This window comes from Streptomyces tagetis (assembly GCF_018069565.1).
GTDB classification, from domain to species: domain Bacteria; phylum Actinomycetota; class Actinomycetes; order Streptomycetales; family Streptomycetaceae; genus Streptomyces; species Streptomyces tagetis.
This window is the reverse complement of record NZ_JAGPNL010000001.1, coordinates 438,025-452,783: the sequence shown is the minus strand read 5'-3', so window position 1 is coordinate 452,783 and position 14,759 is coordinate 438,025. Positions and strand designations below refer to the sequence as shown.

At 70.7% G+C, this 14,759-nt stretch carries 13 protein-coding genes; 11 read left to right on the top strand and 2 right to left on the bottom strand.

Annotated features, from left to right (window positions below):
- Positions 1-442: 442 nt before the first annotated feature.
- The 6 genes from J5Y05_RS01990 to J5Y05_RS01970 all read left to right on the top strand — a co-directional run bounded on the left by J5Y05_RS01990 (position 443) and on the right by J5Y05_RS01970 (position 6,764).
- Positions 443-1,972 (top strand): helix-turn-helix domain-containing protein, encoded by a 1,530-nt coding sequence (locus J5Y05_RS01990; RefSeq protein WP_210867975.1) that lies wholly within the window; start codon positions 443-445, stop codon positions 1,970-1,972.
- Positions 1,973-2,675: 703 nt separating this feature from the next.
- Positions 2,676-3,413: an ABC transporter ATP-binding protein gene (locus J5Y05_RS01985; RefSeq protein WP_210867974.1), complete on the top strand. Its 738-nt coding sequence runs from the start codon at positions 2,676-2,678 to the stop codon at positions 3,411-3,413.
- 276 nt (positions 3,414-3,689) lie between these two features.
- Positions 3,690-4,832, top strand: a complete 1,143-nt coding sequence (locus J5Y05_RS01980; protein ID WP_247613998.1) for a glycosyltransferase 87 family protein — start codon at positions 3,690-3,692, stop codon at positions 4,830-4,832.
- Positions 4,817-5,308, top strand: a complete 492-nt coding sequence (locus J5Y05_RS32400) for an FkbM family methyltransferase (RefSeq protein ID WP_307853656.1) — start codon at positions 4,817-4,819, stop codon at positions 5,306-5,308. Before J5Y05_RS01980 ends, J5Y05_RS32400 begins: the two co-directional genes overlap by 16 nt.
- A complete protein-coding gene (locus J5Y05_RS32395; RefSeq protein ID WP_307853655.1) occupies positions 5,248-5,562 on the top strand; it encodes an FkbM family methyltransferase in 315 nt (104 codons plus the stop codon). Before J5Y05_RS32400 ends, J5Y05_RS32395 begins: the two co-directional genes overlap by 61 nt.
- A 32-nt stretch (positions 5,563-5,594) precedes the next feature.
- Positions 5,595-6,764 carry a glycosyltransferase family 4 protein gene (locus J5Y05_RS01970; RefSeq protein WP_210867972.1) on the top strand — a complete coding sequence of 390 codons (1,170 nt, stop codon included), beginning with the start codon at positions 5,595-5,597 and terminating at the stop codon, positions 6,762-6,764.
- Positions 6,765-6,806: 42 nt separating this feature from the next.
- On the opposite strand, the gene J5Y05_RS01965 is transcribed toward J5Y05_RS01970, so the two are convergent.
- Entirely contained in the window at positions 6,807-7,475 is a 669-nt protein-coding gene (locus tag J5Y05_RS01965; protein WP_210867971.1) for a LuxR C-terminal-related transcriptional regulator, read from the bottom strand.
- Complete coding sequence (locus J5Y05_RS01960; RefSeq protein ID WP_210867970.1) at positions 7,463-8,740, bottom strand: sensor histidine kinase; 1,278 nt, start codon at positions 8,738-8,740, stop codon at positions 7,463-7,465. Before J5Y05_RS01960 ends, J5Y05_RS01965 begins: the two co-directional genes overlap by 13 nt.
- A gap of 148 nt (positions 8,741-8,888) precedes the next feature.
- On the opposite strand from J5Y05_RS01960, the gene J5Y05_RS01955 reads away from it, so the two are divergent.
- The 5 genes from J5Y05_RS01955 to J5Y05_RS01935 all read left to right on the top strand — a co-directional run bounded on the left by J5Y05_RS01955 (position 8,889) and on the right by J5Y05_RS01935 (position 14,724).
- Positions 8,889-9,635 (top strand): ABC transporter ATP-binding protein, encoded by a 747-nt coding sequence (locus J5Y05_RS01955; RefSeq protein WP_210867969.1) that lies wholly within the window; start codon positions 8,889-8,891, stop codon positions 9,633-9,635.
- A gap of 23 nt (positions 9,636-9,658) precedes the next feature.
- Entirely contained in the window at positions 9,659-11,626 is a 1,968-nt protein-coding gene (locus J5Y05_RS01950) for an FtsX-like permease family protein (protein ID WP_307853653.1), read from the top strand.
- Positions 11,627-11,779: 153 nt separating this feature from the next.
- Entirely contained in the window at positions 11,780-12,451 is a 672-nt protein-coding gene (locus J5Y05_RS01945) for a response regulator transcription factor (RefSeq protein ID WP_210867967.1), read from the top strand.
- 21 nt (positions 12,452-12,472) lie between these two features.
- The gene (locus tag J5Y05_RS01940; protein WP_210867966.1) at positions 12,473-13,930 is read left to right on the top strand and encodes a sensor histidine kinase; all 1,458 of its coding nucleotides are present in this window, start codon (positions 12,473-12,475) and stop codon (positions 13,928-13,930) included.
- A 71-nt stretch (positions 13,931-14,001) separates the two neighbouring features.
- On the top strand, positions 14,002-14,724 hold the full coding sequence (locus tag J5Y05_RS01935; protein WP_210867965.1) for a DUF6461 domain-containing protein: 723 nt from the start codon (positions 14,002-14,004) through the stop codon (positions 14,722-14,724).
- The last annotated feature ends 35 nt before the right edge of the window (positions 14,725-14,759 follow it).

The window sequence follows — 14,759 nt, the reverse complement described above, 5'->3', positions numbered from 1 at the left end:
TAAGTTAGGTAGCCCTTACCGGGGTGGCGGCTGCGGTGCGCCTCGGCAGATATCTCGATGTCGAGATAACTCTAGTACATAGGGGCGAGCTGGTCATGCCCGGCCCGCATCGCGGACACGTCGACTTCCGCCACGGACGCGAGCCGGTGGCGTCGGCACGCATGGCGGAACCGGACGAACAGGACACCGTCCCATCATGAACCCGACGGCCGGAGGACACACGCCGGGACGGGAGCCGCGCACGCACCGAGGGCGCACGGGCATCGATTGCTTCAAATCCGGACGTTCACCGCGAAGTCACCCCTCCCACACACTTCCGTTCGCCGACGGACGGACGATGGGGCACCCTTGGACAGGGCGCGACGGACGCCGGCATGACGGGGCATCACCCGGACAGACCCCCCGAGAGGCGCCATCTCATATCTGAGATAGCCTCAATCTCATGGCAGACGACTACCTCGTACGCATCGGCAAGCTCATCCGTGACGCCCGGCAACACCGAGGCTGGACGCAGACGCAGCTCGCAGACGCTCTCGGCACCAGCCAGAGCGCGGTCAACCGCATCGAACGCGGCAACCAGAACATCAGCCTTGAGATGATCGCCCGGATCGGCGAGGCGCTGGACAGCGAAATCGTCTCCCTGGGCTACGCGGGCCCGATGCACCTGCGCGTGGTCGGCGGACGCCGGCTCTCCGGCGCCATCGACGTCAAGACCAGCAAGAACGCCTGCGTGGCGCTGCTGTGCGGGTCGCTGCTCAACAAGGGGCGCACCGTGCTGCGCCGGGTCGCCCGCATCGAGGAGGTCTACCGCCTCCTGGAGGTGCTGAACTCCATCGGCGTACGCACCCGCTGGATCAACGAGGGCGTCGACCTGGAGATCGTGCCGCCCGCCGAGCTGGACATGGCCGCCATCGACGCCGCCGCCGCGGTGCGCACGCGCTCCATCATCATGTTCCTCGGCCCGCTGCTGCACCGTATGGACAGCTTCAAACTCCCGTACGCGGGCGGCTGCGACCTGGGCACCCGCACCATCGAGCCGCATATGATCGCGCTGCGCCGGTTCGGTCTGGAGGTCGCCGCGACCGAGGGCCAGTACCACGCGGTCGTCGACCGGACCGTACGGTCCACCCGGCCGATCGTGCTGACCGAGCGGGGCGACACCGTCACCGAGAACGCGCTGCTGGCCGCCGCCCGGCACGACGGGGTCACCGTCATCCGCAACGCCTCCTCCAACTACATGGTGCAGGACCTCTGCTTCTTCCTGGAGGCCCTGGGCGTCAAGGTCGAGGGCATCGGCAGCACCACGCTCACCGTGCACGGCGTCCCGGTCATCGACGCGGACGTCGACTACTCGCCCTCCGAGGACCCGGTCGAGGCGATGAGCCTGCTGGCCGCCGCCGTCGTCACGGAGTCCGAGCTGACGGTGCGCCGGGTGCCGATCGAGTTCCTGGAGATCGAGCTGGCGGTCCTGGAGGAGATGGGGCTCGACCACGACCGCACGCCCGAGTACGTCGCCGACAACGGCCGCACCCGGCTGGTGGACCTCACCGTCCGACCCTCCAAGCTGGAGGCGCCGATCGACAAGATCCACCCGATGCCCTTCCCGGGCCTGAACATCGACAACGTCCCGTTCTTCGCGGCCATCGCCGCCTCCGCGCAGGGCCAGACCCTCATCCACGACTGGGTCTACGACAACCGCGCCATCTACCTGACCGACCTCAACCGCCTCGGCGGCAGGCTCCAGTTGCTCGACCCGCACCGCGTCCTGGTCGAGGGCCCCACCCGCTGGCGGGCCGCCGAGATGATGTGCCCACCCGCCCTGCGCCCCGCCGTCGTCGTCCTCCTCGCCATGATGGCCGCCGAGGGCACCTCGGTCCTCCGCAACGTCTACGTCATCAACCGCGGCTACGAAGACCTCGCCGAACGCCTGAACTCGGTAGGCGCCCAGATCGAAATCTTCCGGGACATCTGAAGGTCATCAGAAAAAGCGCCGTCACACCCATCCTGACCTGCATGAACACGAGGCGAGAGGGGGCGTGGCGGCGCCTCTGGGACTTTTCTGGGACTTTTGGCCGGGACCGGAGGCTTCCGGTCGCCACGCACTCCACATGAGGCGTCATCGGAAACACATCAGAAGGGCGGTAGCTGACACAAGCGCAGGTCAAAGGGCATTCTTGGGCCGCTCCGAGCGGCTTTGCGGGAGGCCGGAGCATCAAACGAGCATGAGCGGTCGTCACTCCCACCCGCCGCACGTCAGGTCATGGTGTGGGCCACTGGGTCCGACACGGAGGGCTGGTGTTCTGGTCGGTCCGCGGTGGGTGGCCTCGGACTGGGCCGGCCGACTTGGTCTTCGCCCTCAGACGTCGAACGGGTCACGGCCGGTGCGGGGGCGGCCACGACCGGCGGACAGCGTGGGTTTCAGGTGATGGATCGGGCGTCTTTGCATCGGTGCTGTGGCCACAAGTGTCTGATCGGGAACACGTCCCCGAGTTGTTCACCCTTGCGGACACCTGCTGGAACCCGCAGGAACACACGGCGGAACGCTCCGCTTTCCGGTCCGGGACGATGGTGGGGAAACCCGCCCTCCGACACTCCTGTCAGGTCTACTGCCTCCTACAGGTCATCCTGCTGCACTGAGACCACCAGCTCCCGACCTCGACGAGGACACAGCCGACATGCCCCAGATAGCCGATATTCGTCTACCCGTCATCCAGTTGGTCAAGGTCTCCGTGGACTACCGCGGCGCCAAAGGCAATCGGCCGGTACTCAGCGAAGTCAGTGTCGGCTTTCCGGAGCGAACCCTGACCGCGGTCGTGGGCCCTTCCGGCGCGGGCAAGAGCACACTCCTGCGTTGTGCCTCGGGCTTGGAGCGACCCAGCCAGGGCAAGGTTTTCAGGGGCTCCCGGGAACTGGACGCCATGGACGAGCAGGAACTCACCGCCTTTCGAAGCCTCTTCGTCCCGCAGCAGCCCGAGTTGCTTCCGGCGCTCACCACGTACGAGAACGTGGCCCAGGCGTCGTGTATCACCGGCTTGAAGGCCCAGCAGACGGCCATCATGGAAACGCTGCGCCAAGTGGGTCTCGAGGACGAGGCCGGGCAGAAACCTGCCGAGCTCTCCGCCGAGCAGCAGAAGCGCGTCACTATCGCCAGGAGCCTGGTCACGGACCCCGAGATCCTGTTCGTCGACGAACCGGCGGACTCGCTCGACCACGCCGGCGGGCGCCGGATCATGAATTTGCTGCGCGCGATGGTGGAGCAGGGCGGGCGTACCGTCGTCATGGTCACACGCGATCCGGCGGTGGCGGCCTGCGCGGACCGGGTCGTCTTTCTCGTCGGTGGTCGTGTCGTCGGCAAGATCGACTGGCCGACGGCCGACGAGGTCGCCGCCGAGCTCGCACGACAGCAACCGTGAGGCGACTCGCTCCACGGCCCGCGCGGACGTCGAGTGTCGGAGGGCGCGCGCTGAGGCGGCGAGGCCCGTGGTGGTGGGGAAAACCCGACCTCCAGGTCTCGACTTGGCTCTCATGACCTGACAAGACGCTCCCGCTGCAATGGATGAGTGCTGACTCATCGGGCTCAACTACGTCTGGAAAGCCGGAAATTGTGGTGCGGCGGCTGGTTCATGGCCGCTGTGTGGGCCGCCGTCTTTCCGTTGATCACGGCACCCGAGCCGCACCGTCTGTGGGGCATGAGTGCCTGTCTGGGTTACCTCTGCGCGGCGGTCGCCGCGCTGTCGTCGCGCCCGTACGGCCGCGCCGTCTCGGTCTGGCTCGCCGTCGGTGGTGCCGTCGCCGTGCCCCTCGCGATGTTCCTGCTGACCGGCACAGCACAGAGCGAGGTCGGCGTGGTCGAGCGCTCCGGGCTACTGACGCTGCGGCAGGCCACACCGTACCTGGCGGATCCCCGCATGGTGGTCGAGGTCACCCCGTACCTACCGGGCATGGCGATGTTCGGGCTGCCGCGTGCGGTGCTGGACGACAGTGGCCCGCTGCCCAGGCTGCTGGGTGACGCCCGGCTCTGGTGCGCGGCGACGTTCCTCGGCTGCCTGTGGACGGCGCGGCACGCGACCCGGCGCCGGGTCGGCCGTCCGTCGGCGGCCTTGGGCAGTGCGGTGAGCCGGGACGCCGTCGGCGCGTTCGTCGCCTCGCCGGTCGTGGCGCTCCCGCTCTGCGTCAGCGGCGTGGACCTGCCGCTGACCGGACTGCTGTTCTTGGCGCTGGCGTATGCGGCGCGGCGGCGGCCGGTGGCCGCCGGGCTGGCGCTCGCCGCCGCCTGCTCCCTCAAGTGGACGGCGTGGCCCGCCGTCGCGGTCGTCGTGGCGCTGCTCGCTCACCGGGGCGGGACCCGGAGGGCCGTGCGCGGGGCGGCCGTGGCGATGGGGGGCACCGTCCTGCTCGTTCTGCCGAGCGCGCTGCTGTCGCCCGGGCCCCTGCTGCAGCAGGTGTTCGCGTTCCCGACCGGGCGCGGGCCGTGGGAGACTCCGGCGGCCAGTCCGCTGCCGGGCCGGCTGCTCGCCGACCTCGGACCGGCCGGCTGGTACGCGGCGGTCGCACTGCTGCTGGCCGGCGGGCTGGCCGTCGCAGTGTCTCTCGTGGCACGACCGCCGCACGACCTCGTGTCCGCCGCCGACCGGCTTGCCGTCGGCCTGTGCGTGGCGTTCCTCCTCGCGCCGGCCGGGCGCTTCGGATACCTCGCCCTGCCAATCACCCTGGCCGTGCTGGCCCGGCTGGTGGACGCCGGCCGCCGGAAGGAGCCCACGCACGGTCTCGTCGTACGGGCCTCCCGGCCCGCGCACCCGGCGCCGGTTCCGGTCGCGTGGGGTGCCCGGTGAGCTCCCGCCGTACCGCGGCGGTGGCGACCGCCCTGCGGTGGGGTGCGCACCGGTTCCCGTTCGTGGAGGACGAGGTGGCGGATCTGCGGGCGTTCGTACCGCCGGGGTCGGTGTGCGTGGACGTGGGCGCCGAGTACGGGCTGTACACCTGGGTGCTGGCGACTCTGGCCGGGCCGTCCGGCCGGGTGCACAGCGTGGAGCCGCTGCCCGGCCCGCACCGCTGGCTGCGCATCACCGCGCGGCTCCTGGACGCCCGCAACGTGACTGTGCACCGCGCCGCCTTGGGGGCCCGGTCCGGGCGCGGGAGGCTCAGCCTGCCAATGCGGCGAGGTCTGCCAGTGCACGGGCGGGCCTACCTCTCACCGAGGGCGCGGACGGGCCCGGCCCCAATGCCGAGTTCCGCGCCGCCCGCACCGTGGAGGCCCCCGTCCGCACCCTCGACCAGCTGGCCCACGAAGCCGGTCTGGAGCGGCTGACGTTCGTCAAGGCCGATGTCGAGGGCGCCGAACTGGCGGTCCTGATGGGCAGCTCGGCCACTCTGCGCCGCCACCGGCCCACGCTGCTGCTGGAGATAGAGCGGCGTCACCTGGCGAAGTACGGCGTGGACCCGGCCGATGTCCTGCGGCACCTGCGGGGCTTCGGCTACCAGGCCCACCGCCGGTGGCGCTGCCGCTGGGTCCCCGTTCCCCGCGTCACCGACGACTGCCGCAATTACCTGTTCACCGCCTGACCACCCCCTATCCCCGAAGGCAGCGACCAACCATGGGCACCACCCTGATCGTCACCAACGACTTCCCGCCCCGTCAGGGGGGTATCGAGACGTTCGTCCACGCCATGGCGACGCGCGTCCCCGGCAACGACGTGGTCGTCTACACGTCCAGTGAGCCGGGGGCCGCCGCGTACGACGCCACCCTGCCGTTCCCGGTGGTCAGGGATCCCAGCCGCATGCTGCTGCCCACCTCCCGCGTGACCCGCCGTGCTCTGGAGATCGCCCGGCACCACGGCTGCGACCGGGCCTGGTTCGGGGCCGCCGCGCCGCTCGCGGCGATGGCGCCGGCGCTGCGGCGTGGCGGGATACGGCGGATGGTCGCCACCACGCACGGTCACGAGATCTGGTGGGCGCGCACACCGGGTGCCCGGCAGGTGATGCGGCGCATCGGCGACCACGTGGACGCCGTCACATACCTCGGCGAGTACACCCGGCGCCGTATCGCGCCGGCGCTGGGGCCGCGGGCCGAACTGGTGCGGCTGGTTCCGGGCGTGGACGCGGCGGCCTTCCGGCCCGCGCCCGGCCAGGCGCGGGAGGTTCGGGAGCGGCACGGCATCGTGGGCCGCAGGGTTGTCCTGTGCGTCTCGCGGCTGGTACGGCGCAAAGGCCAGGACACGCTGATACGGGCGCTGCCGGGCATACGGCAAGCCGTGCCGGACGCGGTGCTGGTGATCGTGGGCGGCGGCCCGGACGAGGAGCGACTGCGGAAGCTCGCGCGTCGGCACGCCGACGGGCACGTCGTGTTCGCCGGGGGTTTGGACCACGCGTCGACGGCCCCATACTACGCGACGTCGGACGTGTTCGCGATGCCGTGCCGGACCCGGAAGGCCGGGCTGGAGGCGGAGGGGCTGGGCATCGTGTTCCTGGAAGCGGCTGCCGGCGGACTGCCCGTGGTCGCCGGAGACTCGGGGGGCGCGCCGGACACGGTCGTCGACGGGGTGACGGGCACCGTCGTGGACGGCACGGACGTACGGGCCGTGGCCCGCGCCGTGTCGGGGATCCTGCGCGCTCCGGAGAGGGCCGCGCAGATGGGCGAGGCCGGCCGGGCATGGGTGGCTTCGCAGTGGTCCTGGGACACGTCGGCGGAACGGCTGACGCGGCTGCTCGCCCCGGGCGCCGACCGCAGGGCGGCCGTGCCCGGGTGGGGCAACGGGGAGGGCTGACGGATCTCCGGTCCTCCTGCGGGCGGGTGTGGTGCGCCCCGGTCAGACCGGCGGGACCTCGCGGCGGAGGTGGGCGAGGACCGCCAGGACTCGGCGGTTTCCCTCGGCCGGGTCGAGCTCCAGCTTCATGAAGATGTTGCTGGAGTGCTTGACCACCGACGCCTCCGTGATGGTGAGCCGCTGCGCGATGGCCTGGTTGTTGAGGCCCTCCGCCATGAGGGCCAGTACCTCCCGCTCGCGGGGCGTGAGGCGCTGCAGCGGCTCGTCGGCGGTCCGCTGCTGCAGTAGCACCCGGACCACCTCCGGGTCGATCACGGTCTGCCCGCCGGCGACCCGGTCCAGCGCGTCGAGGAAGTCGGTGACCTCCCCGACCCGGTCCTTCAGCAGGTACCCGAGTCCTCCCTCAACCGACGAACTGCCGCTGAACAACTGGGTCGCGTAGGCCGTGGCGACGTACTGCGACAGCACCAACACCGGCAGGCCCGGGTGCCGGTCGCGCAGTTCCAGCGCCGCCTTCAGCCCCTCGTCGCGAAAGTCCGGCGGCATCCGCACATCGGTGATGACCGCGTCCGGCCGGTCGGCGTCCACGGCGCGCGCCAGTTCTCCGGCGTCCCCGACGGCGGCGGTCACCTCGTGTCCGACTCGGGACAGCAGTTCCACCAGACCGGCACGCAGCAGGACGGAGTCCTCGGCGAGTACTACGCGGAGCACGGCACCTCCACCCGCAGTTGCGTGGGTCCGCCGGCGGGACTGGTCACGACGAGTCTCCCTTTCAGAATGGCCACGCGGTCCGCCAATCCTTGCAGACCTGCTCCGATGGCCGGATCCGCGCCGCCGCGCCCGTTGTCGGTGATGAGCAGGACCAGCCTGTCGTCGCGCAGGCGGCCGACGACGGCGACCTGGTCGGCGCCGCTGTGCTTGGAGGCGTTGGTCAGCGCCTCGGTGACGGTGAAGTACGCCGTCGTCTCGACTGCCGACGGCAGCCGGTGCGGCAGGTCGACGTCGACGGTCACCGGGATCGGGTTGCGCAGGGCGAGTTCGGCGACGGCGGCAGACAGCCCGTGGTCGGTGAGGACTTGGGGGTGGATGCCGCGTACCAGGGAACGCAACTGGTCCAGCGCCTGGCGTGCCTCGCCGCGGGCACGGACGATGAGCGCAGCGGCCGGCGAGTCCTGGCCGCGCAGCTCCAGTTCGGCCAGTCCCAAGGTCATGCTGAGCGCCACGAGTTGCTGCTGCGCGCCGTCGTGCAGATCGCGTTCGATACGTCGCCGCTCGGCTTCGAACGCGTCGATCAACCGGGCGCGGGAGCGGGTCAGTTCGATGACCCGGCTGCTCAGGTCCTCGTCCCGCACCGACAGCAGGGACTGGGCGACCCACACCTGCGCGCCGGTGAGCAGCCCACCCACGTACGCCGAGACCAGCAGTCCGAACAGGCCCGCGGCGCTGCCCGGCAGGGCCGCGACGGGGTCGGAGATGGGCTGGCCGGGCACCAGCATCACCGTGTCGGGAGCGATCGCCCACACGATGACCGGCGTCGCCGTCAGCATGAGAGACAGGCCGAGCAGGGCGGTGAAGCCGATCCCCATGGCCGTGAAGACGACGCCCAGGGCGAGGGTGTACCCCAGTTCCCGCCAGGTGGCCCGCTCGCGCAGCCGGGTGCGCAGCCACGGCCAGGCGCCCGTACCGGGCAGGGAGCCGTGCGGGTCGAGGAGGGGCTCCGGTTCGACGAGTCGTAACCGGCGCCGCTCCAGGGCGGCGACGGGGATTCCCAGGACGGCGACCCCCATGAGGACGAGCAGTCCGACACCCACCACGGACAGGCCGATGCCGACGAAGAGGAGGGCGGCCAGGAGGAGCAACGCGACGAAGCCCACGACGGTGCCGCTCAGCAGGAACGCCCAACACCGCGGCGGCCAGGTAGAGAGAGCGAAACGTAAGGGGCGCCGTCGCATGGCCTCCCAGACGGCGACGGTCATGATGCGTGTCCCTCCGGGGCATGCGCGTGCGGGTCCACCAGTTACTCTAACCGGTCGGCGCGCCCCGGCGGATGGTAGGGAAAACCCTCCCTCCATGTCTCTCCGCAGGCCCACTGACCTGGGCCGCCCGCTCTGCTGGACTGGGAGCATGTCACTGCTCACCGATATCCAGCTCCCCGCTGTCCAGTTGGCCGCCGTCTCCAAGAGCTATCCGGGCGCCGCGGGCCGCGTCCCGGTACTGCGGGAGGTCAGCCTGGGCTTTCCGCAACAGGCGCTGACCGCTGTGATGGGCCCGTCCGGTTCCGGCAAGACGACGCTGCTGAACTGCGCGGCCGGCCTGGACAAGCCCGACAGTGGCAAGGTCCTCCTTGGCGACACAGATCTCGCCGCCTGCGACGAGCGGGAGCTGACGGCGGTACGCCGCGGCCGGATCGGCTTCGTCTTCCAGCAGTTCAACCTGCTGCCGATGCTGAGCGCGTACGAGAACGTGGCGCTCCCGCTGCGCCTGCGGGGCGGGCGCGTGAAGCGGGACCGGGTCATGGAGGCACTGCGCGAGGTGGGCCTGGAGGACAAGGCGGACCGGCGGCCCGCGCAGTTGTCCGGTGGCCAGCAACAGCGAGTGGCGATCGCGCGAACACTGGTGGCCGAGCCGGAGATCGTCTTCGCCGACGAGCCGACCGGTTCCCTGGACCGGCGCAGCGGCCGGCAGATCATGGAGCTGCTGCGCGCCGTGGTCGACCGGGGAGGGCGCACGGTCGCCATGGTGACCCACGATCCGGCGGCCGCGGCGTGCGCGGACCGGGTGGTGTTCCTGTCGGACGGCAAGGTCGTCGGGCGGCTCGACCACCCCACGGCCGACGCGGTCGCCCGCCGGCTGAGCCTGTGGGAGCGGTGATGTGGCGGATTTCCCTTCGCTCGGTGCGGCACTCCTGGGCCCTGTTCGCCGGTACGTTCGTGGCACTCGCGCTCGGCGTGGCACTGATCGGAGTGTCCGCCTCGGCGCTGGCCGCGACATGGGCGGTGCCGACGTCGCCGGGTGCCGGCAACCCGTCGGTGACGCTCACGGACGGCACCGGTACGGCGCACACCCTGTCCAGTGGTGACCTGGACCTGGGCGGGGTGCAGAGTGTGCTGGCGCTGGCGGGGGTGGTGTCCGCGTTCGTGACAGTGTTCGTCATCGTCGGCACATGCGCGTTCGGTATCGCCCTGCGCCGCCGCGACATGGGACTGCTGCGCCTGGTGGGCGCGGGCGGGCCGCAGGTGCGCCGGATGGTGCTGGGCGAGTCACTGGCGGTGGCGGTGCCCGCCGCGCTCGCGGGGTGCGCGGTCGCCGCCGGGGCCGCGCCGGTCGCCGTGGAGGCGCTCAACGGCACCGGCCTGTCGCCGGTCGATTTGCGACCGGGACCGTTGTTCTGGCCGCTCGTGTTCGCGGCGGGCAGCGGTCTGTTCATGGCCGTGCTGGGGATGCTGGCCGCGTCGGGACGGGCCGCCCGGGTGCGCCCGACGGAGGCGCTGCGCGAGGCGGACCTGGACGCCCGGACGATGACGGCGGGACGCGGAGTGATGGGCGTGCTGATGCTCGTGACCGGTGCGGTGATGTTGGCGCTGGCCCCCGGCGCCGGGGCGGAGGCGGCAACTCCGCTGGCGCTGTTCGGCATGATGGCACTGGCCGTCGCCGCCACGCTGCTGGGACCGGTGTATCTGCCGCCTCTGCTGCGGCTGATGGCGCTGCCGCTGCGCTGGGCCGACCCGGTGGCCGGGCGCCTGGCCGCGGAGTCGGTGCGCACGTCGCGGCGGCGTACGGCGTCCCTGGTGGGGCCAGTGCTGGCGATCCTCGCGATCGTCGGCGCCTTCACCACGGTGCTGTCCACCACGGGCGCGGCGACGGAGGCGGACGACCGGGCGCGTACCGTCGCACAACTCGTCGTGGAGCCCGCCCGGGGCGACGAGCTGAGCACGGACGACGTAGCGGCGTTGCGTGCCGACCCGAGGGTGACGGCCGTCTCGGCGCCCGCCGCGCTGGAGGTGGCGGTGGCGGGCCCGGACTCGGTGTGGAAGGAACAGGCGGCGATCGCGGACCCGACCACACTGGCCCGTACCCACCGGATCACCGTGGTCGACGGATCCCCCGGTCCGCTCCGGCCGGGAACCATCGCCGTGTCGCGGGAGTTCGCCGACTGGTACGGGTATCGCGCGGGATCGACGGTGACGTACGGACTGTTCGGCGGCCGGCCAGTCAAGGCCCGCGTGGTGGCGGTGCTGGAAGGCGGGTCGGCCGTGCCCCCACTGCTGCTGCCGCCCGGTTCGCGGGGCGCGGCCCCGGCCCCGGCTCCGTCGCGTGCCGCCGTACTGCTCGACAAGGAGGCCGCGGGCTCGGCGCGGGCGGTGGCCGCTGAGCTGACCGCGCGCGTGGGCGCGGACCGGGTCAGGGTGGTGCCGTCGGCACAGTGGTTCGGCGAAGCCGCGACCGACCAGGACCGGCTCAACCGGCTGGTACTGGCGGTGCTGACGGTGCCCGCGTCGCTGTACGCGCTGATCGCGGTGGCGGGCACGCTGGTGATGTCGTACAGCCGGCGCGGACGGGAGATCGCGGGCATGCGGATGCTCGGCGTCAGCGTGGGACAGGTGCGCCGGATGGCGCTGTGGGAGACGCTGTCCGCCTCTGCGCTGGGCGTGCTGATCGCGGCGGGAGTGGTCGCGGTGGGAGCGCGGGCCTATCAGGGATCGCTCACGGTGTTCGGTGGTGAGGCGCCGCTGAGCGTGGAGTGGGGGATGCTCGCGGCGCTCACCGCGGCGTGCGTGCTCGTGGGCGTGGTGGTGAGCCTGGCGGCGACCGGCCGTTTGCTCCGGCAAGCCGGCGTCACGATGGTCACTTCCCGCCAGTAGGTCCGTCCGCCCGTGGTCACGCGGCGCTCGGCGTAGCGTCACCCATCGTGCCGCGCCTATGCTGATGCCCCCCACACAGCTCCAATTCCCTTCACCTTTGGGCGGCGCATGCCCGGCGGTTGGTTGGCACGATCCTAGCGAGCAGGAGTCTCCATGCGCGTCGCGATCGCCGAGGATTCCGCGCTCTTGCGAGCCGGAATGGCGAGGTTGCTGGCGGACGAAGGAATCGAGGTGGTCGCTTCGCTGAGCGACGCCACGGGGGTACTGGAAGTCGTCCGGACCACCCGGCCGCACGTGGTCATCATGGATGTCCGCATGCCGCCCACATTCACGGACGAGGGCATACGCGCCGCTTTGGAGATACAGAATCTCGGCACCGGCACCGCAGTTCTGCTCCTTTCCCAGTACGTGGAGCCTACCTACGCCGAGGAGCTGGTCCGGGACGCGCCGACGGGGACAGGGTACCTGCTGAAGCAGCGCGTCGGGGATTTCGAGGAATTCCTTTCCGCCCTGCACCGGGTACGGCGCGGGGAAACCGTCCTGGACTCCGACATCTTCAAGCAGTTCATCGGAAGTCCGCGCGAGAAGCGCGCCACCGAACTGCTGACGCCGCGCGAACGCCAAGTGCTCGAACTCATGGCGACGGGGCTGACCAACAGCGGAATTGTGAACCGGCTCGGCATTTCCGAACGCGCAGTAGAAAAGCACGTCACGTCGATCCTCGGCAAGTTGCGGATTCCCAATTCGGGTGAGAACCACCGCCGGGTGCTGGCGGTACTGGACTATCTGCGGGGCTTGGAGAGGCTGAAGAACAGAACCGACTGACACACCATGGTCCGTAGTCCCGTGACGCTCCCGACTCCTTACCGGCTGGCCGCTGGCCTGATCTACCTCTCCGTGGGCAGTCTGGTCGGCCTGCTGCTGGTCCCCCTCCTGGCGGCCTCCCTGGCGCTGCGCGCCGTGTCGTGGTTCCTGCTCGTCGGCCTGCCGACAGCGGTCGTCGTCGCCGTGCGCGGTGCGGCGGCGGTGGTCCGGTGGGCCGTTCCGGCGGCGCGGCGGCGGCCGTCCGGGACCGACCACACCTTGGGCGAGGTGCTGCGGCAGGTGCCGGCCCGGATGGCGGTCCTGCGCGACGGCATGTCGTTCAGCCTGCCGCTGCTGCGGGCCCTCGCCGACCTGGAGCGCTTGCTCGCCCACTCGGTCAGCGGCGACCCCGGGGACCCGTCACACCGGTCCGCCGAGGCGGACCGGGAGGTGGAGCGGGAGCACCGGTCCGCCGAGGTGGGCTGGGACGACGTCGGCTACCTCGGGCTGCTGCTGCTCGGCACGGTCTGGCTGCTGCCGCTGGCTGCCCTGGCGCTCCCGGTGGTCACGTTCGCCGTGGCCCTGCCCATCGGGCCACCCGAGCAACTCGCGTTCGGGCCCGGCGTGACGCTGCTGGTGACCGGGACGGTCACGCGCGTATCGGTCGCCGTCGCGTCCGTGGCACTCTTCTCGGTGCTGCTGGGACTGCTGTTCTGGATGGGCAAGCTGCGGGCCCGGGTGGTGCGGCGCATCCTCAGTCGTATCGACGAGGCCGAGGCGCAGCGTCGGGAGCAGGCGGCCGAGCGCAAGCGCATTGCGGCACTGCGGGTCAATGACGCCGATTACCGCCGCCTCGAAAGGGATTTGCACGACGTCACTGCCGGTGCGTCGGACAGCTTCCAGACGAAGTACCACATGTACGTCACCACCACCGGCAGCATTCCCACGCAGCCCAACGTCAACTGGGACAGCCCAGTCCAGGCGAAACTGCGATGCGATGCAGAGCTTGCAACGCCGGGATGTGTCATCCCCGAAAGAAGGGCCACTCTGGAGTACTCGCTCTCCGACCCCAATCACGGCGCGGCAGCGGCCGCTTACGGCTTTGCCCAGGCCAACCTACGTGGCTGGGCTCCGCTGAGCCGGGCGGATGGGCTCAACGATGCCAACCGGGCACGTACGTGTGGGGCCCAGAGCAGTGACCCGTTCGCCCTGCTCCCGCAGTACGTACCGGATGACTCGTGCGACGAGTTCCCCTTCGCCGGCTCGTTCGAGGGGGGCACCGACGGTGCTCTGTGTGCCGACATCCTCCCGTTGTTCCAGAACGGCCAGTGGATGCTCTACGAGGCCCGTACGGACAAGCCGGTCACCTTCAACGAGCCGTGTGTACGGGCTCATGTCGCTTTGCCGGCCAACCAGTCCGCCGGCGGCAAGTACGGGGCCTTCGTGAAGAGCCAGCGCGTCCTGGACACCGAGAAGTACAACGTCAACGTCGTCGCCTGATTACTGCGCACCGAGGAGGGCCCCGAGAATGACTCCCGGGGCCCTCCTCTGAAAAGCTTGAAGGAGATCACGTGGAAGAGTCCTCGCCCACGCAGTGGGCATGGGCTGCCGATCCTGGCATGGGGATGTGGTGCGCGAGCCTCACCCGCGGCATCACACCTCACGACGTCCTTGCCCGGTACGGAGCCGACAGCCGAACCGCCCGACTCCTCACTCGGCAACAAGCCGCTCAGCTCAGCGGGACAGAGGGCTCTGTGCTGCGGGCCGGGACCCTGGACGCGTGGGCGTTCTGCTTTGAGGAATACGGGCTCATGGGCGCGATGCCTGGCCCGCTGTCGGCACTGTCGCAAGGCACCGAGACCTTCAGCGTCCTACGGGGCGGCGATGGCATGAACAGCTTCGCGTACTGGCGTGACGGGCAGTGCATCGAGCGTTTCGAACCCGGCTTCGCCGGCACCAGACCACCCGCGCCTCACCCCTGGTGGGACATGGTGCAACAACAGCTCGACGCGGCGGGCACGGAGTATCCCGGCCTGGTACCCGTACTGAAAGCCGTAGCCCTGCACACGGACGCGGTGCTCGACACCGACACCCTGAACGGCCCGCTGCTCACCCTGCTACTCGACGACAACAGCCGGACCCCCGATCCACCTCCTCAGCCCCATCCCACCCCCGTCCAGCCTCCGGGGCGCTTCCTGGGCACTGTCGTGCCCGACCCGCTCTCACCGCCTGCGGTGATATACGCCATTCGCCCCGCCGACCAGCACACGCAAGGGTTCAAGCCTGAGGAGTAGAGCATCGTTCTTGGCGAGTGCCCGCGCAATACAGG

Coding starts and splice junctions, on each gene's coding strand:
- J5Y05_RS01990 (WP_210867975.1), top strand. CDS start 443: ATGGCAGACGACTACCTCGTACGCATCGGCAAGCTCATCCGTGACGCC.
- J5Y05_RS01985 (WP_210867974.1), top strand. CDS start 2,676: ATGCCCCAGATAGCCGATATTCGTCTACCCGTCATCCAGTTGGTCAAG.
- J5Y05_RS01980 (WP_247613998.1), top strand. CDS start 3,690: ATGAGTGCCTGTCTGGGTTACCTCTGCGCGGCGGTCGCCGCGCTGTCG.
- J5Y05_RS01970 (WP_210867972.1), top strand. CDS start 5,595: ATGGGCACCACCCTGATCGTCACCAACGACTTCCCGCCCCGTCAGGGG.
- J5Y05_RS01960 (WP_210867970.1), bottom strand. CDS start 8,740: ATGACCGTCGCCGTCTGGGAGGCCATGCGACGGCGCCCCTTACGTTTC.
- J5Y05_RS01955 (WP_210867969.1), top strand. CDS start 8,889: ATGTCACTGCTCACCGATATCCAGCTCCCCGCTGTCCAGTTGGCCGCC.
- J5Y05_RS01945 (WP_210867967.1), top strand. CDS start 11,780: ATGCGCGTCGCGATCGCCGAGGATTCCGCGCTCTTGCGAGCCGGAATG.